The sequence below is a fragment of the Psychrobacter sp. GP33 genome (assembly GCF_014119005.1).
Lineage (GTDB): Bacteria > Pseudomonadota > Gammaproteobacteria > Pseudomonadales > Moraxellaceae > Psychrobacter.
This window is the reverse complement of record NZ_JACGYX010000002.1, coordinates 1-24,905: the sequence shown is the minus strand read 5'-3', so window position 1 is coordinate 24,905 and position 24,905 is coordinate 1. Positions and strand designations below refer to the sequence as shown.

Below are 24,905 nucleotides of genomic sequence, written 5' to 3'. Positions count from 1 at the left end.
TAACTATCTTATTAAAGATTTTAATTTATGACTACTATCATTCTTAAGCTTTTTTGCCATCAACCATAATGGGACGACTGACAAGCCATGCAATACCGACGTTAATAATCATAAAAATGAGCATTAACAATAAAGGTAAATCCCAGTTATCGGTCGCCTCATGTAGCCAACCGGTACCAAGCGGACCAAAAAAGGCGATGATATAGCCCACAAACTGCGCCATACCGGACAGCTCGCTCGCTTGATTGGTGGTATAAGTGCGCATCGAAAACAGCATCATACTTAACGTAAAAATAGCCGAACATCCTGCACCCATCAACCCAGCCCATAGCCATGCTAAGTCAGTAGATGCATAGCTTAGACCAACAATGCCGATGACGTTTAACGTCGCGGCAAACACGGCAAGCGCTTGGATAGGGCGGCCACGATTAATCAGCCACGTTAGACTTAAAATCGCGACTGGTGCCATGAACTGAAACACCGAACCCATCTGTCCTGCACTGACGGCACTCATGCCTTTGCTGACTAAGATAGACGGTAAAAAACTAGCCACCGTATAATAAAGCAGTGATTGTAGACCCAAAAATATTCCTATTTGCCACCCTAAACCGGTGCGCCACATGGAGATATCGGACGTGCCCGTCGGTAGAACGCCTTGGGTATCCGCGGATGACCCCAAGCGCATGCGCAAAAACACCCAAATAGCAACGGCTAAAAAGCCTAAAATCGACCAGCCACCAAGCGACCATTGCCAGCCAACTTTTTCAGAGAGCGGTAGCACCACGCCTGCGACTATTCCTGCCGTCACGGTCATAGTCAAACTAAACAGACCTGTAACCAGTGGAATATTCTTAGGCGTACGCATCTTAATGACCGGTGCCGCCAGTGTATTGGCAAAACCAATGGCGAGGGTCAAGATAATGGTACCAGTTAAAAACCCCGTCCACGTTGGTATGACTGCACGGATAATCATACCCATCGTCAGCAGGACAATCATCACAATCAAGGTATTTTCAATACCAAAACGCTTGCCAATGCTTGGTGAGATAAGCGCGCCCACTGCAAAGGTCAGCATCGGTATGGCACCCAACCAGCCGATTTGCGTTTGCGTAATATTGAGCGCATCTTGTACCACCGGCGCAATAGAACCCAGCGCCACAATTGGCGCACGCATATTTGTGGCCAGCAAAATCATGGCACAAAGAACCAACCAAAAAGTAAATTTGCAAGAAGGAGTATTAATAAGCTTACGTTTATCCGAGCGTGGCTCAGATTGCAAATTAGAGGGGGTAGACATAGCAGCACGACTATTAGAATAAGAAAAAGGACACGTCATTAAAAAGTACCGGTTGCCCGCCACTTATAAAATAACACCGAAAAAAATACACCAAAAAGGTAACTGACAGTAAAGTCAGCAAGAGAAAATATGTTGCAGAATGCAAGTATGATAGAGTGATTACAGAGCATTTATTGTGAGCTAACTGCTGGCAGGTTGCCATATATCAGCAAAAAATGCAGGATAATCTTATTAATTAGAATAAAAATAGAGAGTTACAGTGTCCTAATAAAGGACATGCAAAACGCTATAAAAAATAGCGTCAAGTATCTTGATTTATACTTAACACTATTATAAAAGCAGATACTAGCACATTACTACCAGCGTATGGTAACTAGCGCGAAGGTCTCATTTGCTAAGGCTATTATTTGATATACAAACTGCGTTAGCGTTTAGCTATAATGCGGATTTGCCAAGCTCGGCGGCTTTAAAGGCATTTTCTTGCTGCTCAGCAATCACCGAGTCACATTTATTAGGATCATCACCACAAAATGAGCATTTCTCGTCGCCCATCAAATTGGCAACACCGCCACACGAGCCTTTGAGGGGTTGTTTTTTGACCATATAACCAAGACCCATAAAGATAAAAAACAGCAAAAACACGCTAAAGGTAATGGCAAATATCGGAAGCAATTGACTGAACATAAGGGAACCTCGCGTTTAAAAATGGGGTCAACGGTGACGACAGTCGTAACAACAATCATAAAAATACTCATAACGACAATCGCGACAACCTTTGACTGACTTTTATTATAGCAAAAATCGACCACGCCCGTTTATCTATAGCGGAGGTGATCATGGTAATGCGTTGATATTCTAATGATTTTTCTTAACGAATTAACGCTTTTTATCAGCGCGCAATTGTTGCATGGCGGGGGTTTCTACTACTTGCCAATCCTCCAGCTTATCGGCAGCAGCGCCTGACTTGCTATCATCAGCCAATATGACAAATAGTGCCGCGATATTGTGCGTTTTGGCAGTAGCTAACGCTTTAGCATACGGCATGGCGGTCAATGCCGTTGCCCACGCATCCGCTAATGCGACGGAGTCAGCAGCGACAGTAACCGAAGGCGCACCACCGACGATAGGTTCGCCTGTGGTCGGGTCAATAGTATGGCTATAGCGCTTGCCAGCAAAGATAACCGAATTGCGATAATTACCTGACGTGGCTAAATGCATTTGGTCACCATTATTTATCTTGCTACTGTTCATTGGTTGGCGAATGGCGGCGATGGTTTGTCGCTCACTGACCGTACTGCCTTCAATAGGTGCATCAATAGCAATTTGCCACGGTTGTTGCTGACCACTCACGCCTGAGGTAGACACTTCACCGCCAATTTCTACCATATAATTGCGAATCTGGTATTTGTTTTTGAGCACATCCGCAATCACATCGACGCCATAACCTTTTGCCACTGCTGAAAAATCTAAAGCAATACCGTCTTTAGTTTTTTGAATAGTCGTGTTGTTATGGATGATGCTATCAAAGTCTACTAAGGCACGCGCTTGAGCAATCTCAACGGCACTTGGCGGGCTTTGCAAACGCTCAACAGTCATGGTACTGCCAAATCCCCATGTTTCGATGAGTGGCAAGACGGTTGGATCAAACGCGCCGCCTGATTGCTCATAGACTTGTCTTGAAACTTCTAATACATGGCTAAAGTCGGCATCAATAGTAAATGGTGTGTCTTTTGCCAGGCGATTAAAGGTAGAGATGGTTGAGGTCTCTTGATAAGTCGACATACTGTCATTAATTTCTTTTAAGCGTGCATCGACTGCCGCTTGAATAGCCGCTTCATCCGCGCCTTTAGGCAACTGATAGCTGATATGGTAACTGGTACCCATGGTCTCGCCCGTCAGGTAATTATAATCTGGCGGCTGTTGGCAAGCGGTTAATATAGATACGCTAACGGTGGCAAGCGTCAGTATTTTTAGCGAACTATTAAGGTTTTTAAACGGACGAGCGTTAGTGGTTATAGTGGCTGTGACGCCATAAGTTTGATTTTTTATTGCTGTCATCGTGAGTATCCCCGAGTAAAAAATAGATGAAAAAAAGAGCGTCACAGTTGACGCTCTTTTTATACAGTCGGTAATGACCGTCAAAGGACAAATACGCAGAGGTTCTTAACCACCAAAGTCATCAAGCATGATATTTTCATCTTCCACACCTAAACTATGCAGCATGCCGATTACCGCCGCGTTCATCATCGGTGGCCCACACATGTAGTATTCACAGTCTTCTGGATTTGGATGACCTTTTAGATATTCTTCTAACAACACGTTATGGATAAATCCCGTGTAACCTGTCCAATTATCCTCAGGCGTTGGGTCAGATAATGCCACGTGCCACTGGAAATTAGCAAAGTCGGCTTCTAGCTGATCATAATCTTCAACATAGAACATCTCGCGAATAGAGCGCGCACCATACCAAAAACTGATTTTACGATCAGAATTCAGACGTTTAAGCTGATCAAAAATATGTGAGCGCATCGGTGCCATACCAGCACCGCCACCAACGAATATCATTTCAGCTTCGGTTTTCTTCGCGAAGAATTCACCATAAGGACCAGCAACGGTAACTTTATCACCAGGAACTAGGCTAAATACCCAAGAGGACATTTTGCCCGGTGGGATGCCATCAGGTCCACGTGGCGGTGGGCTGGCAATACGAATATTAAACTTAATTAAGCCTTTCTCGTCTGGATAATTTGCCATTGAATAAGCGCGAATTACCGGCTCATCTACTTTTGACACATATTTAAAAATGCCAAACTTATCCCAATCTTCACGGTATTCTTCATCAATCACAAAGTCTTTATAATGCACTTCATGCGGTGGCGCTTCTAACTGTACATAACCACCGGCACGGAAATTAACCTCTTCACCTTCTGGAATTTTGAGTACCAATTCTTTAATAAAGGTAGCAACGTTATCATTAGAGATAACTTCACATTCCCATTTTTGTACATCAAAAAACTCAGGATCAATCTCAATTTTCATGTCTTGCTTAACCGCTACCTGACAGGCAAGGCGCATATGATTGCGAATCTCACCTTGAGTAAAGTAGCCGGTTTCGGTGGCTAAAATAGAGCCGCCACCTTCTATCACTCGGCATCGGCACTGCGCGCACGTACCACCGCCACCACATGCTGAAGATAAAAATATACCTTCACTGGCAAGGGTTTGCAGTAGCTTGCCGCCTGCAGGCGTCACCACATCGTTATCGGGATTATCATTGATATGAATGGTCACATCGCCTGAACTGACCAGTCTTGAGCGTGCCATCAAAATAACGGCAACAAAGCTCATGATGATCAAGGTAAACATAGCAACGCCACCAATCGTCGTAGCATAATCCATGGTAGGTATCCTTAATCTATGGGGTAGGGGCTAGGTCACTATAATCGTGCTGCCTAACCCTACCGAATAAATGAATTAAATAGGTCAAATAGCTGAATGAGTAAGCAACAGCCTTTAAATAGCCAATCGCTTAAATGGACATGCCGCCAAATGACATAAAGCCCAATGACATCAGACCAACCGTAATAAAGGTAATACCCAAACCACGTAGCGGTGCAGGCACGTCTGAATACTTTAGCTTTTCACGGATACCCGCCAACGCAGTAATAGCAATCGCCCAACCAAAACCAGCGCCCAAGCCATAAACGACCGACTCACCGAAGTTATAATCACGCTCAACCATGAAAAGTACACCGCCCATAATGGCGCAGTTAACCGTAATCAAGGGTAGAAAAATCCCAAGCGCGTTATATAAACTGGGCACAAATTTATCTAAGAACATCTCTAAAATTTGTACCACAGCAGCAATCAGACCGATATAACTGAGGAAACCCAAGAAGCTTAAATCCACATCGGGAAAACCCGCCCAAGCCAGTGCGCCATCTTTTAAGATAAACTGGAACAATAGATTGTTTAGTGGAACAGTAAGCGCCATGACAAATACCACAGCAACCCCAAGACCGATAGCTGTTGATACCTTTTTTGATACCGCAAGAAAAGTACACATACCTAGAAAGTAGGCAAGCGCCATATTCTCAATAAAGACTGAGGTTATAAATAAACTAACATAATGTCCCATTAGTGACCGCCTCCGTGTGCCATACCTTTAGATTGCGGCTTCATTACAAATTCAGCATCTTCCACCTGTTCAGGTTTCCAGATACGAATGATGACGATAAACATCGCAATAATAAAGAACGCTGATGGTGGTAATAATAGTAAACCGTTTGGAATATACCAGCCGCCATCTGTTGCTGGTTGTAGCAGTTGAATACCGAACCAGCTGCCTGAACCAAATATTTCACGAATGGTTGCCACAAATAATAAGACAGCAGAGTAGCCCAAACCATTACCAATACCATCTAAAAAGCTCGGTACGGGCGGATTGCTCATCGCAAACGCTTCAGCACGACCCATAACGATACAGTTGGTGATAATCAAACCAACGAAGACTGACAAACCTTTACTGACATCATAAGCGACCGCTTTTAATATCTGGTCGACGACGATTACCAATGAGGCAATAATGGTCATCTGTACAATAATACGAATACTGGATGGAATTTGCTTACGAATAGTAGAGATAAAAAAGCTTGAGAATGCGGTGACTAAGGTCAACGCCACACTCATGACCAAGGCATTGGCAACGCTAGTCGTGACCGCCAGCGCAGAACAGATGCCTAAGATTTGCAAGCCAATCGGGTTGTTGTCAAAAATAGGCGTGACTAAGATACTTTTGGTGTCAGCCATGTTATGCCTCCTTGCCGTGTGCAGTGGTTACGGGGGTTGTTGCGGCTTTATCTAACGTTTGACCATTCTCTTTGCGCAGATGATCGAGATACGACTTATAGCCTTGCTCACCCAACCAGAACTGAATCATGTTACTCACACCGCGACTGGTCAGAGTGGCGCCACTAATGCCATCAACCCAGTTGTCTTTCGGATTGCCCGCTTTGGTCACACCGGTGGCAACTGCGCCATTTTCATCGTAAGAATGGATACCTGACCACATCGCGCGCCATTTTGGCTCTTCGATACGGGCGCCTAGACCTGGAGTTTCTTTATGGTCATAAAAGCTAATACCTTTGATGGTATTCATATCGCTGCCGATGGTTAAGAAGCCATAGATGGTGCCCCAAAGACCATAGCCTTGAATCGGTAATACCACCATTTCAGGTTGTCCGCTGGCATCATTTTTAACATACACTTTGGCATATTTCGGCTTACGACCAATGCTGGCAGGATCGTTTGCGCCCAAGTCTTCACTTAGTGCTTTATTCTTACCGGCTTGGCTGGCGTCATAGTTCATGCGGTCGGGAATACCGACTTTGGTCAATGCATCATCATCTAAATACGTGCCTGCGTTCAAGTCGACGATTTCAACATCGAAGTCTTTAAAACGCTCCGCGACGTCATCATTGGTATCGGTTGCCGGGTCGAACATGCCAGCGGCAACCAAGATATTTTTATTACGGTCCAAGCTTGCATTTTTAACTTGCGTTGGTTTTAGACCGACTGCCGCAACCGAAACCAATACTGAACACACCAAACATAGCATTAACGCGACGATGATGGTTTTCATGTTGTTGCTTTTAGGCTTGAGATTACTTTTGGGCTTGGACATGGCGAACCCTCCGTGCCGTTTGGCGTTTAATATTGGCTTGAGTGACAAAGTAGTCAAACAATGGGGCAAATAAGTTGGCAAACAGAATGGCAAGCATGATGCCTTCTGGGAATGCCGGATTGACTACCCTAATCAATACGGTCATAAAGCCAATTAAAATACCGTATGCCCAGCGACCTTTATTAGTATGTGCCGCTGATACTGGATCCGTTGCCATAAACACCGCACCAAAGGCAAAACCACCGATGACCAAATGCCAATAAAAAGGCATACTCATCATCAAGTTATCTTTAGAGCCAACCATATTGAAAACAAGAGAGGTTGCTACCAAACCAACCACGCAGCCAAGCATAATGCGCCATGAAGCAATACGCGTCCACAATAGAACCGCTGCACCCATTAAAATAGCAAGGGTGGATACTTCACCGATACTGCCTTGGATATTGCCAAAGAACGCATCGCTCCACGTAATCGCTTGACCATACACGTCAACAAATTTATCTGGAGTCACGCCAAGCGCGGCAAGACCAAGCGGCGTTGCACCTGAAAAGCCATCAACCGCTGTCCATACTGAATCACCTGACATATAAGCAGGATAAGCAAAGTATAAGAACGCCCGACCCGATAGGGCGGGGTTTAAGAAGTTTTTACCAGTACCGCCGAATACTTCTTTAGCAACGACAACGCCAAAAATAATACCGAGGGCAACTTGCCACAATGGGATATCAGGTGGCAGAATCAGCGCATAAAGTACTGAGGTGACAAAGAAGCCTTCATTGACTTCATGACCACGCACCACCGCAAATATAATCTCACAGAAAATACCCACCGCAAAGGTGACTAAGTAGATGGGTAAAAATTGCATCGCGCCATAAACAAAGCACGCCCAAATACTCTCTGGGTTATAACCTGCCATGCCTGTGATAATGGTACGCCAACCTTCAGGTTGTAGACCCAGTTGCGCTACTGCCGTTAACGCTTGATGACCGACGTTGTACATACCCCAAAACATCGCTGGAAAGGTACACATCCACACGGTAATCATAATGCGTTTTAAGTCAATGCCATCACGCACATGCGATGACGCATAAGTGGTTGAGCTTGGTTGACGCAAAAAAGTGTCAAACATCTCAAAAATGGCATAATACTTTGCATGTTTGCCACCCTTGGTGAAAGACGGCTCCATACGATCGAACATATTGTGTAAAAATTTCATCGTCGTTAGCCCTCCAGCTCAATGCGGGTTAAGTTATCACGCAAAATATCGCCGAATTCATATTTGCCAGGAGATACGAAGGTGCACAAGGCTAAATCTTCTTCGTCCAATTCAAGTGCGCCTAAATCAACTGCGGTGATAATGTCTTCGATAATCAGCGCCCGCAACAGTTGCGTTGGCAAATAATCTTGCGGCATAATCTCTTCATACACCCCGATTGGCACCATCGCTCTTGGTGAGCCATTGGTTGAAGTAGTAAAGTTATATTTCTTTTTACCAAAGAACTGCGAGATATAAATTGGCAATTTAGAGAAGCGATTAGAGCCGGGTGTCAAGAAGTGGAACGCAGGGCGCTCATGACCTTCAGGTAACACACTGATTTGGTCATGAAAACGACCAAGGTAGGCGACATTAGGCAGTAGCTGACGACCCGATAATACAGAACCTGAAATTATACGATTGTCACCATCAACCAGCTGACCTTTAGTCAACGCACTGATATCAGCACCGCGTTCAGTTGCTATTAGATGCGAGTTTTTTACTGCAGGACCAGCAAGACTGATTAAGCGGCGCGTATATAAGTGACCTGTGGTAAATAATTTACCAATCGCAATCACATCTTGATAACCAATCGTCCATACGGTCACGCCGCGTGCGATAGGATGCAAGAAGTGAATGTGCGTGCCGGCAAGACCTGCTGGATGCTTGCCTGCAAAGCTATGATACTCAGTAATATTATTAGCCGCAGTTTTTGCAACTGGCGGCAGCTGAGCATTGCCATGATGACAGACAAAGGTCTTTGGGCTTAACGTCGATAATACCGCTAAGCCGTCATTGAATGCTTGCAGTTGCTCATTAATCAGCAGCATCGGATCAAACGCTAACGGATTGGTATCCATCGCGGTGACAAAGATGGCATGCGGACGCGCGCCGATATCAGGGGAGCGGCTAAAGGGACGGGTACGAAATGCTGTCCATTCACCAGAAGCCAACAGTTGGGTTTCAACGATCTCAGAGTCTAAGTCAGCAAGTTGCTGGGAGTCATAGCGTTGAAAGTCTATCTCTTCACCATTTGGGTCAACCGCAATCACAAGACTTTCAAACACACGACGTTCGCCACGTTTAATAGCGATGACTTTGCCAGCAGCAGGGGCAGTGTAGATCACGCCCACTCGTTTTTTATCTTCAAAAACGGGCTGACCTTTTGCTACAATGTCGCCTTCTTTGACATTCATAGTGGGCTTCATACCCACATAATCATAGCCAATCAGTGCAACATGTGCCGGTCTGTGCTCAGATATCTCGCGGGAGGGTTCACCAGTAATGGGCAAATCCAAACCTTTTTTGATGGTAATCATAAGCGAAAACTTAGTCCATAGTCTAGAACGATACCAGACGTCCTGTTCGATACATCGGCAATAATGTGCACCAGTCATTCTCAAAGTGCCAATCTGTATTTGCCCATAACCATAAGGCAAACCCCGATTAAGTACTTTGTACCAACAATGCTGAGACATTACTGCTTAAGAGTATTAACGCTGACCTTAGACTCCTTAACAACACGTTAAAATCTTATGCGAATTACCAAAGGTGCGCCCGGCTACCAAGATGCATGAGAATATTGACAGTAGCTACAATAAGCGAATAAATGCCTGCATAACGCCATCATCACACAAGTGGATGACAGCAAAATTTAGGAAAAAATACAGCTTAATGCAACTGAATGCTTTATTATCATGCGTTTTATCAAAACTTAAAAAATTGTACCCATTATATTTTATCATTAGCACAATGTAGATTTATTATCATTGTTAAACAATGAGATAACACAGGATGCTAATAATTTTTGCATAGAAATAGATACAAATTTACCTAAGATTATACGCTAAATCACCCTAAAATTGCCAGTTAGTAATGGGTTTTATATCATTATAGGGCTTTTGTTACTCTGCAAAAGAGAGCCCCAGTGAGTTATTATCAAGGTATACTCTTATCTCAATAATTATGAAATTTATCTTTATTAATGACTATTTTATTTTTACTAACAAATAAATTAAGTGATAGACCTGTGCTTAGGATGAGTTAAATGTGCTTACTACAACAATATTAGCAGATAGGTTTTACTTATCATTTTTTAGTAGCTACTATTCATGAGCAGCTACTAAAAAATAGCTATTAACGTATATTTTTAACAGTCATTGCTAACCTTTATTTTTGCTTCATTTTAATATGTTATCCCTCAATTATTCTAATTTTATATCTACTATAAGGAGTGCTGTATGTGTGCTGCGCCTGTAATTATTCCTGCTATTGACCTTAAAGATGGTAAATGTGTGCGCCTCAAACAAGGACGGATGGACGATGATACGGTATTCTCTGACGATCCTGTGGCGATGGCAGCACGATGGGTAAAAGAGGGCGCACGCCGACTGCATCTGGTCGATTTGAACGGTGCGTTTGATGGGGTACCGGTGCATAAAAGCGTAGTTAATGACATTGCTAAAGCCTTTCCTAAGTTACCTATCCAATTGGGTGGCGGCGTGCGCAACATGCATACCATTGAGCAGTACATTACTGCTGGTTTGACGTATATTATTATTGGGACCAAAGCGGTTGAAGACCCAGAGTTTGTGACCCAAGCCTGCCGTGAATTTCCTAATCATATTATAGTGGGTATTGATGCCAAAGACGGTATGGTTGCTACCCACGGCTGGGCAAATGTGACAGATACCAAAGCGACAGAACTTGCTAAACGTTTGGCTAATGTGGGCGTCTCTTCAATCGTGTATACGGATATTAATCGCGATGGCATGATGCAAGGTGTGAATGTTGAGCAAACAGTAAATCTTGCGCGCGAAGGTGGTATTCCGGTTATTGCGTCGGGTGGCGTGACGGATATGCAGGATATTAAATTATTAAAGCCTTATGGCGATTGTCTTGAAGGTATTATTACCGGTCGCGCTATTTATGAAGGCACATTGGATTTAGGTGAGGCACAAAATTATTTAGACAGTAAATAATGACTAAATAGTATGTAATAAAGGATGCTTATGGCAGCTGATTTTGACCGCTCATCAAAAAGCAGATTCCTGCTCGTTTGGGGTCAGTTGCTATTCCTGACTATTATTATCTGCACATTTCCTACTTACGCAGTTGATAGTGCATCAGACACGCCAGCTGGAACTGCACCAGCGCCAAGCGACGAGACGGCTAGCTCTACTACCTCTATCCAAAGTCGCATTTTACCAACCCTATCACTTCCAGACCCATCAACTTCTCCAGCCATTACTAGTGAAAGCACCAATAATGCGCAAATCGAAACCCGCCCAACCCTATTAAAAGACAATGATATTCGTCAACGTATCAGCGGTATTTTCTCTGAAGTAGAAGGGCTGCATGCCGTCAATGTCAGTGTGACGCAAGGTGTGGTCACATTAACGGGTGAGACGCCCAACGAGAAAAAAGCGCAACAAGCGATTAATTTAACCAACCGATTAACCGATGTGGTCACGGTAGAAGATAGAATTAATCGCACTTTAGATGTGCAAGATAACGTCACCACCGTGTATCAAGGACTCAAAAACCAAGCCAGAACGCTGATTAAAGCCTTACCTTTACTGCTGGTAGGCATCGTCATCTTTACCATAGTGGCTTGGCTTGGTAGCTGGTTATCTAAACGCCAAAAAATGTGGCAACGTATCACGCCCAATCCTTTTGTCGCTGAATTATTAGCGCAGACAAGTAAAGTTATTTTTATTATCGTCGGCTTAATATTGGCATTGAGTTTAATCGGTGCGGAGACTATTTTAGGGACATTGCTTGGTGGTGCAGGGGTCATTGGTATTGCGGTCGGTTTTGCGGTCAAAGACACCATTGAAAATTATATTGCCTCTTTAATGCTGAGTATTCGTCAGCCGTTTCGGGCGCGTGACCATATCGTGATTAATGGTAAAGAAGGGATTGTGGTACGCCTAACCTCGCGAGCTACTATCCTCATGACGTTAGATGGCAATCAGCTGCGTATTCCTAACGCGGAAGTCTTCAAAAGTACCATATTGAATTACACTAAAAATCCCGAACGTCGATTCACCTTTGAGCTGGGTGTGGACAATAATGATGACCCATTAGCGGCGATTAAGGTGGCGATTGATGTAATACGAACTCTAGATTTTGTACTTGATAAACCTAAAGCTATTGCCACCATTAAAGAAGTTGGCGACTCGAATATTATTCTTGAATTTAAAATTTGGGTTAATCAATTAGAAACTGATTTTTATAAAGCCCGCAGTATTGCCATTCGTGAAGCCAAGCATGCACTAGAAAATTCAGGCTTTAGTTTACCTGAGCCTATCTATCGGTTACGTTTTAACCATAAGTTAGAAAAGGTGCTGGCAAACTTACAGAATACTACTGATGCTCATCAAAGACTTTCTGACATTATGGTAGCGCCTAATACTTCAATACCTAAAAGCCAATCTCATACAAATAAAATAACATTAGATGATAGAGATAAAGAGCAGGCAAAAGCGCGTGCTAAACAGATTTTGCATGGTGAGAACACCGACGACATCTTAAATGCGCGTCCTGATGGAAAACTGATGGAAAAAGTTGAACAAGAAATTGCTGAGCATACTAACGAGACTGATTTATTAAGTAATGACAGTCCGCAAGAATAACAATATACAAGAATAATATCTTACAAGAGTAGATAGATGATAAAAAGAGTGGGTTATTGAAATAGGCATGAAAAGTGCAGCATAGTGTGTATCTAAGACCTTTTTAAATATATGAGATATAATTTATGCACTTGAGACCTTTGATTATTCTTATAATATTAGCTATAGCTTTGCTATTAGGCTTTAATATCATTAATAGCAACCGTCATGAAAATAATAGGGCAGCTGCGATGAATATTAATAGTCCAGCCGATGCTAATATTCATCGCAGCCCAACTGATATCAATAGTAAGCCATTAGCAGAACAGCCGAAAGCTATAATAGGTAAAGCAACCACACAAATAGAAAAAGCACAGCAAGTGGAGAAAGACAGATTGGCGCAAATGGATGGTGCAAAATAGCTATTTACAATAATAAGCGCGCATAAAAACAGACCATTTGCTATTTACACAGTTTTAAGTAAATCCGATTATTCATATAAAAAAAGGCTAACGATAACGTTAGCCTTTTTTTATTGCGTCAGTTTACTGCCTTTACTCTTTTTTGCTTTTACCTTTAGCACTGCTACGGCGCGGTTTTTTCTTAGCTGGCGTTGCTTCAGTTTGTTTGACGTGAGTTTGGTTCATCTGACTCGCTTGCAACTTTTCTTGCAAATCAAAATCAATTTGCAGCAAGTCCATATTTACGCCAGCAACTTTAACACGAACCGAATCACCAAGTCCGAATAGTGTACCTTTGTCTTTACCAATAAGCTGTTGCTGCTTTTCGTCATAAACAAAGAAGTCATTACCAACATTAGAGATGTGCACCAAGCCATCAATATATAAATCGGTTAAAGTTACAAATAAACCGAAGCTGGTTACTGTAGTCACTACACCATTGAATTCTTCACCGACATGATCTTTCATATAATGACATTTGAGCCACGATTCTACAAATCGCGATGCTTTTTCCGCACGGCGCTCAGTATTAGACGTTTGTGTACCTGCTCCTTCAAGAGAAAACTCCATCACAGGTTGCGGGCTATTGGTGACTTTAGCTTTAATAGCACGATGCAGCATCAAGTCAGGATAGCGGCGAATCGGTGAGGTAAAGTGGCTGTATTCATCATAAGCCAAACCAAAGTGTCCGATGTTATCAGGGGAATAGTTCGCCTGCATCATAGAACGCAACAACATACTATGCACGCTAATAGCGTCAGGGCGATCTTTAGTTGCTTCAATCAAACGCTGATAATCGGCTTGCGTTGGACTCTCTTCTGGGAAGCTGATGCCAAAGTTTTTTGCATATTCATGAATACGCAGTGACTTTTCGCTATCTGGTTTATCGTGGTTACGATACAACACCGGTAGCTCATGTTCCAATGCAAAATTTGCCGCACAGGTATTGGCAAGCAACATACACTCTTCAATCAGCTTGTGCGCATCGCCACGTGTACGCGGTAAAATCGCTGCAATACCGCCTTTTTCATTGAATTCAATATAAGTCTCAACCGTCTCGAATTCCATGGCATGGCGTTCTTCGCGTTTTTTAAGTAACAAGCCATACAATTGATGCAGCGTATCTACCGACTTTCTAACCGCTGGATTGCCAGTTAACGATTTTGGAATGCTATTATCTTTTGGATTAGCAAAATAATCGTTCACTTGATTATAAGTTAAGCGCGCTTGAGAGTTCATGACTGCAGGATAAAATTCATAACCCGTCACCTTGCCTGCACGCGATACTTTAATGTCCGCAACCATACACAGACGATCAACGTTCGGATTCAAAGAGCAAAGACCGTTCGATAACACTTCAGGCAACATCGGAATGACGCGATGAGGGAAGTAAACTGACGTTCCACGCTCATAAGCATCAATATCAAGCGGAGAGTTTTGCGTCACATAAAAACTCACATCAGCGATAGCAACTAAGACGCGATAGTTGCCACCAGGACGCTTTTCTGCAAATACGGCATCATCAAAGTCACGCGCATCTTCTCCATCAATAGTCACTAATGGAATATCACGTAAATCAGTGCGACCTTTAAAGTCTTTTCTACTTGGCTCGCGATAATCAGTGGCTTGCGTCAATGCCGCTTCACTGAACTCTGATGGAATATCGTAGTTAAGGAGGGTTGTTTCAATAATGAGCTCACGATCATTATCATCATTGAGCACTTCAGTAATATTGCCCGTCGCAAATTCATGCTGATTTGGCCATTCAACCACATCAACTTTAACCGGACTGCCGATTTTAGCACCTACGGCTTGCACATTGTCATCGGTAACCGTAATCGGTTGATGGTTGTTAGGACTACCTAGCTCTACGCAATAACCGTCTTCATCTTGTGCTAATGTGCCAATAAAATGATCTTGATGGCGCTCAGCGACTTCAATAATACGCCCTTCTGTGCGACCACGATTGTCAGTTGACGTGCCGATAGCATCGACGATATCGCCATTAAACACCCAGCGCATTTGCTTTTCATGCAAAAATAAATCTGGCATATCGCTAAGTAAGACAAAGCCAAAGCCTTTAGGGTGCGCAGAAACCGTACCGCGAACCACATCATGCTGTGTTACCGTACGGAAGCGATAAGGGCGACCATCACGATTGACTTGTCCATCACGAACCATTGCTTTTAGGCGGTGACCTAGTGCATCAAATTGATCAGGATCAGTAATGTTAAAAACTTTTGCCAGCTGTGGGTGTGTCAGTTCACCTTGTTCAGTAATCGTGCTGAGTATCAGCTCACGACTAGGAACAGGGTTAATATATTTTTTGGCTTCAGCCGAGGCGTTTGGATCATTCCAACTCATAAAATACCGTATCTAATTTCAAATTATTAATAAAGGCTATCTTAACACGAACCACGCCACAATATCTTGCGGCAATTGCGCTATGTGTTAGAGACTGCCTTGCCCATTTAGCAAAACGCATGCGTTAAATATCGATATCAAGACTGCCTGATTTATCCGTAATGCGTTTCGTATTCAACTCTTTTGACACTTCAAGCACCGTAGTCTGATTGGATTTATCAAGATATTTTTGTGCTTTATCGACTTCCACGGTCAAGGTATTAACCGTCTGCTTCATGTTTTCAAGCGCTTCAATTTTATAATTGCTAATCATATCCATCGTTTCATAGACGTTATTAAAAGCATTTTGCAATTTATCCAGCTCAATAGTGCTACTGGTCGCTTGCTCATGAATCTCAAGAGATTGACGTTTTAGCATCACTGATGTTGATTCTATCAAACTGCTGGTGGTTTTATTTAACGCGGTGATTTGATCGAGTACCAGTTTCTGATTGGTCATCGCTTGTGCCACGATAACTGCTGTGCGCAGGGCAGAGATAGTGGTCGTCGTTGCTCGATCCACTCCTTTGATTAATTCCAAGTTATTCTTACGAATGGTATCGAGTGCTAAGTAACCTTGGACATTCACCGCAAGCTGTGTTAAAAAATCCGTGTTTTTTTGGCGGACATAAAATAGCATTTCTTCTTTAATAATGCGTGCTTTTTCAGGGTCAGTGGCTTCAACGGCATAGACTTTCTGTTCAAGCTGCTCATCGATTTTTTTACCAACATAGATATATTGGCGAATCGACTGCATAAGCTCCCACATATTGACTTTTTCTTGCTCAATCATGGCATTGTCTTTAAGCAGCTCGTCTTTACCGTTATACAAGCTGGTCACTACCGCGTTAATGTGCGATTGCGCCGATTCATATTGGCGGAAATAATCTTGTACTTTATTGCCGAAAGGAATCAGCCCAAACAATTTGCGTGAGCTGGTTAATTCCTTCTTACTAGGATCTAAATCTTCAACAATACCACGCAGCTCAGTTAAGGATTTGGCAATGGGCGAATTATCAAACAAGCTATCGTTCAGGCTCTTTGCCGGTAGCTCCAGCATACGATTGGATATCTGTGCCGATTCGCGAATTTCTTTATTGCCTAAATTATGGATAGATTGCACATTTTGCTGGAATTCAGGACTGTGTACTGAATTATTAATAACATGGTCAACAAAAGCATCCACTTTGGCATCCAGCTCTGGAATGTGGCTGGCATCTAACGTGACCATTTGATCCGCTTCACTTTTTTGTACTTCTTTTACTGGTTCAGGCGGGGTTAAAGTGATAGTCGGCACGGTCGCTTTTTCTGGCGGTGTCAGTTCCTGCATAATTTTTCCTTTTTTTCTTATAGTTAGTAGTAATATATTCAGTATAGTGAGGTATTAAAGTGAATTTTTTTATTATGAATTACATATAATGATTAGACCTTTTATTTCCCATGTTCATTATTTCTATTATCAAGCTTTTATTAGCAGAGGCTAGGGCACCATATTTTCTAAGAATAGCGCTGCCTGACCCTTATACTACTTGTTTGGTATGAAACAATGATTAAGATTACTATGTTATTTGATATTAATGGTTACTGGTTTTGTAACCTAACTAACCTAACTAACCTAACTAATCCTAATTAATATAGAGCCACAAAAAAACGTAACGCCAAAAAACAAAAAACCACCAATATCCCGAAGCATATTGATGGTTAAAAGTAATAGATAGGCAATATTAATAAATAAAACCTAACTTCAACTTATCTTTTCTTGGTAGGACCTAATAGCATACCCATTTGACGACCTTCCATTTTTGGATACTGTTCGACATTGGATATGTCAGCAGTATCTTCAATGATACGATCAAGCTGCTTACGACCAATTTCTTGGTGCGCCATTTCACGACCACGGAAGCGGATGCTGATTTTAACTTTATCTTGGTCTTCTAAGAAGCTCATGATTTTCTTCAGTTTAACCTGATAATCAGCTTCTTCAGTGCTAGGACGCAATTTCATCTCTTTGAGTTGAGTTTGCTTTTGATTCTTTTTAGCTTCTTTCGCCTTTTGCTTCTGATCATAGAGGAAATGCTTATAATCCATGACCTTACATACTGGCGGTTTGGCTTCTGGAACCAATTCAACCAAATCTAGATTATCATCACGTGCCGCTTGCATTGCGGTAGCGATATCGACTACGCCCATTTGTTCGCCGTCTTCTTTAACCAAACGGACTTCTTTCGCACTGATATCTTCGTTGATGTTCAAACGGTTCGACTGTTTAATAGGTATTACTCCTGATCTGTTTTGTGATTCTGTCGACCTTTCTCGGCGACGGCTGTCTCAACTAAGGCAATAAATTCAGGCACGCTCATCACACCTAGGTTCTCACCTTCACGGGTTCGGACGTTAACACTGCCTGATTCGACCTCTTTATCCCCTAATACTAGCATATAGGGAATGCGTTCTAATGTTTTCTCTCGTATCTTAAATCCAATCTTTTCGTTACGCAAGTCACTAATGGCACGCAGACCTGCATTTTTTAACTCAGCCACGACATTTACGCACGTTTCAGCTTGCTTATCAGTGATATTCATAACCACCACTTGCTGCGGTGCAAGCCACACTGGCATCCAACCGGCATAATGCTCAATCAGCATACCAATGAAACGCTCAAATGAGCCTAAAATAGCACGGTGCAACATGATAGGTACTTGGCGTTCGCCTTGTTCATTAACAAATTCCGCATCAAGGCGCTCAGGCATATTAGGATCGACCTGAATCGTACCACACTGCCAAACGCGACCTAGACAATCTTTAAGACTAAACTCAATCTTAGGACCATAAAACGCGCCTTCGCCCGGTAGGTATTCCCAATCAAGTCCTGAATTATCTAGCGCATCCGCCAATGCTTTTTCTGCAAAATCCCAAGACTCTTCACTACCAACGCGCTTTTCAGGGCGGGTAGATAACTTCATAATGATATCTTTAAAGCCAAAATCATCATAAACAGCAAGCGTGAGCTTAATAAAATCAGCGACTTCTTGTTGAATTTGCGACTGGGTACAGAAGATATGAGCATCATCTTGAGTAAAACCGCGTACGCGCATCAAACCATGCAATGAGCCTGATGGTTCATTACGATGGCACGAGCCGAACTCTGCCATACGTAACGGCAAGTCACGATAAGATTTTAAACCTTGGTTAAAGACTTGTACGTGACACGGGCAGTTCATTGGCTTTACGGCATAATCACGACTTTCACTAGAAGTGGTAAACATATTGGTCGCGTAGTTGCCCCAATGCCCAGAACGCTCCCATAAACTACGATCAACGATTTGCGGCGTTTTAATTTCTTCATAACCATTATCATGTTGTACTTTGCGCATATATTGCTCAAGTACTTGATAAATCGTCCAACCGTTCGGATGCCAAAACACCATGCCCGGCGCTTGCTCTTGCATATGGAACAGATTTAACGCCTTACCAATTTTACGGTGGTCACGTTTTTCTGCTTCTTCAATACGCTGAATATACGCTTTTAATTGTTTTTTATCCGCCCAAGCCGTACCGTAAATGCGCTGCAACTGCTCATTTTTAGCATCGCCGCGCCAATAAGCGCCAGACATTTTGGTTAACTTGAATACTTTTAAGAAGCGAGTATTGGGTACGTGTGGACCACGGCACATATCGACATATTCTTGATGATGATACAGACCAAACGCCTCTTCACCGGGCATGTCATTAATAAGCTTTAGCTTGTAATCTTCGCCGCGTTCTTCAAAAATTTGAATCGCTTCGGCACGTGGTGTTATTTTTTTAACAACGTCATAATCTTGCTTGATCAGCACCATCATACGTTTTTCAATGGCTTCCATATGCTCAGGTGTAAACGGCGTTTCACTATAGATATCATAATAAAAACCGTCCTCAATCACTGGACCGATGACCATTTTCACATCAGGATAAAGCTGCTTAACCGCATGACCGAGTAAATGCGCACAAGAGTGACGAATAATATCAACACCATCATCATCTTTTGCCGTAACGATTTCAACACTTGCATCCGCCATAATCGGATCGCATGCATCTACCAGCTGACCATTAACACGTCCAGCAACCGTTGCCTTTGCAAGTCCAGCCCCAATACTTTGCGCCACTTCCATCACAGACGTATGACCGTCGAAGTTTTTTACGCTACCATCGGGTAAAGTAATCGCTACCATAATCTTAAATCCAAATATTATTAAAATGTTGCCACTGATATGCAGGCTACTATTAAAGCAGAAAGACCGACATAAATGCCAGCTCAAATGTAGAGGTTATACTATTGTTATAGAAATGCCGTCTATTATAAACGATTTTTGAAAGCTAATCCTGCTTTCCGTGACTATCTTATTTGATACAAGGCGAGTCACTACGCCTCAACCTATTTTCACTACTATTGTAATAGATTAAAGCAAGTAACTTAGCAGTTTATAAGCTAGGTATATTTGTTTCAACAGACCTTGCTGTAAATTTAGATGTTTAGTCTTAAAAACCGTTCATCAGAATTTATTTGTATTTTAGCGAACTAATGTTTGCATTTGTTCCTTCACACTGTATACCTTAAAGATAAATGTCTATTTTTAATAAACTTATACTTGTGAGGAGGCATGCTGTGAATAAATTAATCAGTTCACTGTCATTATTAACGTTAGGTGCAGTAATATCTATCCCAGCACAAGCAGCAATCCACTATGACTCACAAGGTAACGTTGGTTATGACACGTTAGCTGAGTGCCAAACAGCTATTCAATCAGGCACTGCAAAATTTTATAAGCCTGTTACTACTCAAAAGCCGATGTTACGTGGTAGCGAGGTTTCTGTAGGTACCGATCGTTTAGGAAATCTAGCACCACAATATAGCAAAGGAACCTGTGATATTGGTACTGGTCGTCGTGATGGTCGTGATGGTGTAGCGAGAGCTATTCAAGGCAAATATGTTCCTTATTCACCAGATATGCTTATCAACCAGTATTTAGATGGATCAGGCAATATTACTCGTGTCTCTATGAAACAGTGTGATAACTGGTTTAGTGGTCTTATGCCTCAAGGGATGCTGGTAGCAGCAGTACCTCAGCCAGTGGCATTAGCAGCAACGCCTATTACTCAACCAGTGGTAATAGCTCCAGTACCAACACTTGTTGCTCAGCCAGTAGTAATAGCGCCAACCCCTTTAGCTGCAGTAAGCGCAGCCACAGGTTCTATTCCAGTTTGGGTTCCAATAGTGGCCGGTGTGGCAACTGTGATTCTTCTAGCCTCTGGTGGTGATTCTGATTCATCAAGTACAGGTACAACAGGCACAACGGGCACTAATTAAGTCATTATTTAATTAGCTCAATCAGTATGTTTATATTTCAGAAAAACGTCTTAATTTTTTTCAATTAAGGCATTCTTTATCTACATTATAAAGTTGAAAAACATGCAAATAAAGAAGCAGGGTTTTAAGTTAGCCAGTCTCTTGGTTGTGAGTAGTGTCTTAGGACTCAGTGCTTGTCAATCTACAACAGAATGTGCTGAAAATAGCACAAAATGTTTTGGTGCGACTAAAACCTTGTTTAAGACTAAGGAAACTATCCCAAATTTAAACCCGCAGTTTAACTACATTAGACTCATTATGAATGGGCATACCCTATGGTTAGCTCAAGGTTCAACAGAACCATGGCCAGTTGCCAATACTAAAGTGTTTTACAGTGCAGATCGTTCTGTTTTCAAATGGTCTAATGGTCGATTAACTTCAGTGACGACCCCTTTTTTAGATTGGCGTGAATACTTACCACAAGCTATTAATTGGTCTGCAGCAAAGCCGTTTAAGTTTAGCCGTGATGTTGATAGCAGCAATGGCGCTGTTGCAATGACAGAGCAAAGAGAGATAAGTCGTGTTTCCACTCCAAAGCATCATAGTTATGTGGGTGATGGCACTACTTTAGTTTGGGTGCATGAATATACCGTTTTACAATCTCAAGTCTCACAATCTTATCCTTCTTATGATAATTGGTACGCATTTGAATCTCATAATATGAATGAGCCTGTTTATGGACAACAATGTATTTCCAAACAATACTGTCTGTCTTGGCAAGTATGGAAGACACTATAATGTCAAAAAAATTATATCAGCCAAATTCAAATGTTAAATATATCGTTGTGGCTTTAGCCTCAGCTCTGAATATTTCGGCCTATGCAGATACGACGAAATCTGTATATTTATCAGCAGTATCTAACAGTCAACCAAGTTTGAGCCAATCTAAGACTCTTTCACCTCCTGAAGGAGCGAGAATGGGAGAGTGGTTAGCGCAAGAATTAAAGCAAGCGCCAAGCCATTATTATGAGCCCGCTTTGGTATGGGAAGCTGATGTCGAAATTTCAGCCCAACAGACCGCTTATGATGTTTTAAATCAGAAGCTAAAGCGTTTTATTGCAGATAATAAAAATGCGGATGTGCTGCCATTAAATCAGTGGATAGAGAGTTTATCGATAACAGGAAGAGTGGTTTTACCCAAGCAAGATGCTAACTACCTGCAAGTTAATCCAAACGTAGATCCTATTTTCAAAAAAAATGACGCTGTTGTTTTACACCAAAAGCCGACAACTGTGACTGTCTTATTTGATGATGCAAAGGCTTGCAGAGTTGAGTATCAAACAGGTGTTAGAATAAAAGACTATGTTAAAGAGTGTGAAAGTAAATTCAATAAAAGTTCTGTGGCAGATGAGTTATACCTGATATCACCAGATGGCAGTGTAGAACGGCTAACTTTAGCAAAATGGAATGCACAGCAACAAAAAAGTCCTTCGGCAGGCTCATGGTTATGGGTACCAAGCGCTACAAATAAATGGCCAGGTGATTTAGCTAAAGCGGTGGCTGAGTTTATAGGTACTCAGGGTGTCGACTTACCACTTCCTCTGCAGCAAAATGAAAAACCGTTAACTTTGTCACAAGCTCATGCGGAAAAATCTAGAGATTTACCAGTAAGCCCAAGTGATTGGGGGGTGACAGGCTTATTGCAAACGCCTACTGCTCGGATGCAAAAAGCAGGTAACTTAGCCGCTCATGTTGCGCATATTGATCCTTATACTCAGTATAATATTGTATTACAACCCTTTGATAGAATAGAAGCTGCTGTTAGATATACTAATATTGATGGCGTATCCTATGGACCAGTGAGTCCTGATCAGGATCTAAAAGATAAGTCTTTAGATATAAAATTAAAACTACTAAACGAAAGTAAATGGGTGCCTCAGCTCGCAGTGGGTTGGCGAGATCCAGCAGGTACCAGTTTATTCGGTGGCGAGTATTTGGTTGCTAATAAACGCTACGGTGATTTTGATTTTAGCTTAGGTATGGGGTGGGGCTATCTAGGTGCTCGTGGTAATTTAAAGAACCCACTAAGTCTTATTGACGATCGTTTTGAGAATCGCGTTGCTGATAAAAGTGGATTAGGCGGAGAGATAAGCCCTAAGTCTTGGTTCACTGGAAAAACATCCTTGTTTGGTGGTGTTCAGTGGCACAGTCCTTATGACCCTCTAACTGTCAAAGTAGAGTACGATGGCAATGATTATAAGTCAGAGCAAGGATTTAACGAAAACAATAACTCCAAAGATTTTCCTATAAACATCGGTGTGACTTGGCAAGACATAGATAAAGGAGTAGCGTTGAGCGCAGGTTTAGAGCGTGGCGATACTATGATGCTAGGACTCACGCTACAAGGTGATTTATCTAAATTAGGTAAGGTTAAACCAAAAGCTCAACAAGTTCAAAACTTACAAACAATGCCAAAAACGAGCTATTCTAGCTTGAAGTATAAAGTTAACTTTGGTGGAGATAAAGACGCCAATTTATCTAAAAATGCATCCTTATTAAACGCATTCTCACAAGCTACAGGCTGGAGAGCCACCGATTTATCATTGGATAATGGACATGCCTACTTAAATGTCGAAGATTATAATGGCGTGTTTATCAAAGAACGCCTAAAACAGGGTATGGAAATATTGCGTCAAGGACTACCTACTGACACCCGTTCTATCAAAATTCAAATATCTCGTTATGGTGAAGCGGTAGGCGTTTTTCATATAGATCCCAAAATATGGAACGAGCAGTACTCACAGTTACAGCCTCCTTCACAGCGTATTGAACAGCCTATAACGATTACTTCTGCTTCACAAAGTTATCAACCGTTGGCTCAGGAAATGATTGCTCATGTAGAGAGACCGAAAGGAAGCATCACTTTCTCTCCAAGCATAAGTCAAAGTATTGGCGGTCCAGATGGCTATTTATATGGCGTCTTTGCCAATGCCAATGCAGATTATAAATTGTGGAAAGGCTCTTGGATAAGTGGCAATGCACAAGTGCGTTTAGCGAGTAACTACGATGAATTTAGCTATACCGCAAATAGTAACTTGCCTCGTGTGCGTACTAATATTGGCGAATATATGACCACCTCGCGGGTAACACTACCTAATTTGCAACTGAATCAGTTTAAATCCTTTGGTAATAATTGGTATGGTTTGGCTTATGCAGGTTATCTTGAGTCGATGTTTGCAGGTGTAGGTGCGGAGGTGTTATACCGTCAACCTAATAAGACTTGGGCTATCGGTGCCGATGTGAATAGAGTTCGTCAACGTGATTTTGATCAGCATTTTGGTCTACGAGACTATGAGGTAAGTACAGGTCATGTCAGCCTATATTGGGATACGCCACTATATGATATTGATATGAAATTATCAGCAGGACAATACTTAGCAGGTGATAAAGGCGTCACGCTAGATTTATCTCGTACCTTTAACAATGGTGTGAAGATGGGTGGCTGGTTAACAGAGACAGATGTAACCGCTGAAGAGTTTGGTGAAGGGAGTAAAGATAAAGGTATCTATGTCTCTATACCTTTTGATACCTTGTTTAACCAATGGTCTTCAGGAACAGCTAAGTTAGTCTATCAACCATTAATACGAGATGGTGGCGCCAAGTTAAATCGTAGTTATGATTTATATAACCTTACATCGCCTCTTGATAATGCAACTCTAAAGACTAAAAACCCATTGGAGTATTGAACCTTTGGAACATTAAAGACAGGCAGCTATAAATAATACAGGGGCGCAAGCCACAGTTAGTAAAGTGTAAATTTAGAATCACAGCTTACAGTAACTTCGAAAATAATTTTGAATAGCC

The 24,905-nt window shown here is 42.2% G+C and carries 19 protein-coding genes; 6 read left to right on the top strand and 13 right to left on the bottom strand.

Annotated elements, in window-relative coordinates; translation table 11 throughout:
• Positions 1 to 43: 43 nt before the first annotated feature.
• The 9 genes from H2245_RS02575 to H2245_RS02535 all read right to left on the bottom strand — a co-directional run bounded on the left by H2245_RS02575 (position 44) and on the right by H2245_RS02535 (position 9,554).
• A complete protein-coding gene (locus H2245_RS02575; RefSeq protein WP_182405704.1) occupies positions 44 to 1,336 on the bottom strand; it encodes an MFS transporter in 1,293 nt (430 codons plus the stop codon).
• 396 nt (positions 1,337 to 1,732) lie between these two features.
• Positions 1,733 to 1,981: a (Na+)-NQR maturation NqrM gene (gene nqrM / locus H2245_RS02570; RefSeq protein WP_182405703.1), complete on the bottom strand. Its 249-nt coding sequence runs from the start codon at positions 1,979 to 1,981 to the stop codon at positions 1,733 to 1,735.
• Positions 1,982 to 2,173: 192 nt separating this feature from the next.
• Positions 2,174 to 3,355 carry an FAD:protein FMN transferase gene (locus H2245_RS02565; protein ID WP_182405702.1) on the bottom strand — a complete coding sequence of 394 codons (1,182 nt, stop codon included), beginning with the start codon at positions 3,353 to 3,355 and terminating at the stop codon, positions 2,174 to 2,176.
• A gap of 105 nt (positions 3,356 to 3,460) precedes the next feature.
• The gene (nqrF, locus tag H2245_RS02560; protein ID WP_182405701.1) at positions 3,461 to 4,696 is read right to left on the bottom strand and encodes an NADH:ubiquinone reductase (Na(+)-transporting) subunit F; all 1,236 of its coding nucleotides are present in this window, start codon (positions 4,694 to 4,696) and stop codon (positions 3,461 to 3,463) included.
• Positions 4,697 to 4,826: 130 nt separating this feature from the next.
• Positions 4,827 to 5,435 (bottom strand): NADH:ubiquinone reductase (Na(+)-transporting) subunit E, encoded by a 609-nt coding sequence (gene nqrE, locus H2245_RS02555; protein ID WP_182405700.1) that lies wholly within the window; start codon positions 5,433 to 5,435, stop codon positions 4,827 to 4,829.
• Positions 5,435 to 6,106, bottom strand: coding sequence for an NADH:ubiquinone reductase (Na(+)-transporting) subunit D (locus H2245_RS02550; RefSeq protein ID WP_182405699.1), 672 nt, complete (start codon positions 6,104 to 6,106; stop codon positions 5,435 to 5,437). Before H2245_RS02550 ends, nqrE begins: the two co-directional genes overlap by 1 nt.
• Position 6,107: 1 nt before the next feature.
• The gene (locus tag H2245_RS02545; protein WP_182405698.1) at positions 6,108 to 6,980 is read right to left on the bottom strand and encodes a Na(+)-translocating NADH-quinone reductase subunit C; all 873 of its coding nucleotides are present in this window, start codon (positions 6,978 to 6,980) and stop codon (positions 6,108 to 6,110) included.
• Positions 6,961 to 8,196, bottom strand: coding sequence for an NADH:ubiquinone reductase (Na(+)-transporting) subunit B (locus H2245_RS02540; protein ID WP_182405697.1), 1,236 nt, complete (start codon positions 8,194 to 8,196; stop codon positions 6,961 to 6,963). Before H2245_RS02540 ends, H2245_RS02545 begins: the two co-directional genes overlap by 20 nt.
• Positions 8,197 to 8,201: 5 nt before the next feature.
• On the bottom strand, positions 8,202 to 9,554 hold the full coding sequence (locus tag H2245_RS02535; RefSeq protein WP_182405696.1) for a Na(+)-translocating NADH-quinone reductase subunit A: 1,353 nt from the start codon (positions 9,552 to 9,554) through the stop codon (positions 8,202 to 8,204).
• A 921-nt stretch (positions 9,555 to 10,475) separates the two neighbouring features.
• On the opposite strand from H2245_RS02535, the gene hisA reads away from it, so the two are divergent.
• From hisA to H2245_RS02520, 3 genes are all read left to right on the top strand, one after another.
• Positions 10,476 to 11,216 (top strand): 1-(5-phosphoribosyl)-5-[(5-phosphoribosylamino)methylideneamino]imidazole-4-carboxamide isomerase, encoded by a 741-nt coding sequence (gene hisA, locus H2245_RS02530; RefSeq protein ID WP_182405695.1) that lies wholly within the window; start codon positions 10,476 to 10,478, stop codon positions 11,214 to 11,216.
• 30 nt (positions 11,217 to 11,246) lie between these two features.
• Entirely contained in the window at positions 11,247 to 12,872 is a 1,626-nt protein-coding gene (locus tag H2245_RS02525) for a mechanosensitive ion channel domain-containing protein (RefSeq protein WP_182405694.1), read from the top strand.
• A 230-nt stretch (positions 12,873 to 13,102) separates the two neighbouring features.
• The gene (locus H2245_RS02520) at positions 13,103 to 13,273 is read left to right on the top strand and encodes a hypothetical protein (RefSeq protein WP_182405693.1); all 171 of its coding nucleotides are present in this window, start codon (positions 13,103 to 13,105) and stop codon (positions 13,271 to 13,273) included.
• A 132-nt stretch (positions 13,274 to 13,405) separates the two neighbouring features.
• Here the strand turns inward: H2245_RS02520 and rnr are convergent, their stop codons facing one another.
• The 4 genes from rnr to thrS form a co-directional block, all read right to left on the bottom strand.
• The gene (gene rnr, locus H2245_RS02515; protein WP_182405692.1) at positions 13,406 to 15,676 is read right to left on the bottom strand and encodes a ribonuclease R; all 2,271 of its coding nucleotides are present in this window, start codon (positions 15,674 to 15,676) and stop codon (positions 13,406 to 13,408) included.
• 124 nt (positions 15,677 to 15,800) lie between these two features.
• Positions 15,801 to 17,045: a toxic anion resistance protein gene (locus H2245_RS02510; protein ID WP_182405691.1), complete on the bottom strand. Its 1,245-nt coding sequence runs from the start codon at positions 17,043 to 17,045 to the stop codon at positions 15,801 to 15,803.
• Between the two features lie 419 nt (positions 17,046 to 17,464).
• A complete protein-coding gene (gene infC, locus H2245_RS02505) occupies positions 17,465 to 17,968 on the bottom strand; it encodes a translation initiation factor IF-3 (protein ID WP_182405690.1) in 504 nt (167 codons plus the stop codon).
• A 23-nt stretch (positions 17,969 to 17,991) separates the two neighbouring features.
• Positions 17,992 to 19,926, bottom strand: coding sequence for a threonine--tRNA ligase (gene thrS, locus H2245_RS02500; RefSeq protein WP_182405689.1), 1,935 nt, complete (start codon positions 19,924 to 19,926; stop codon positions 17,992 to 17,994).
• A gap of 434 nt (positions 19,927 to 20,360) precedes the next feature.
• On the opposite strand from thrS, the gene H2245_RS02495 reads away from it, so the two are divergent.
• The 3 genes from H2245_RS02495 to H2245_RS02485 all read left to right on the top strand — a co-directional run bounded on the left by H2245_RS02495 (position 20,361) and on the right by H2245_RS02485 (position 24,787).
• Positions 20,361 to 21,062: a hypothetical protein gene (locus tag H2245_RS02495; protein WP_182405688.1), complete on the top strand. Its 702-nt coding sequence runs from the start codon at positions 20,361 to 20,363 to the stop codon at positions 21,060 to 21,062.
• Between the two features lie 297 nt (positions 21,063 to 21,359).
• Positions 21,360 to 21,839, top strand: a complete 480-nt coding sequence (locus H2245_RS02490; RefSeq protein WP_182405687.1) for a hypothetical protein — start codon at positions 21,360 to 21,362, stop codon at positions 21,837 to 21,839.
• 179 nt (positions 21,840 to 22,018) lie between these two features.
• Entirely contained in the window at positions 22,019 to 24,787 is a 2,769-nt protein-coding gene (locus H2245_RS02485; protein ID WP_259365052.1) for a YjbH domain-containing protein, read from the top strand.
• Positions 24,788 to 24,905 lie beyond the last annotated feature (118 nt).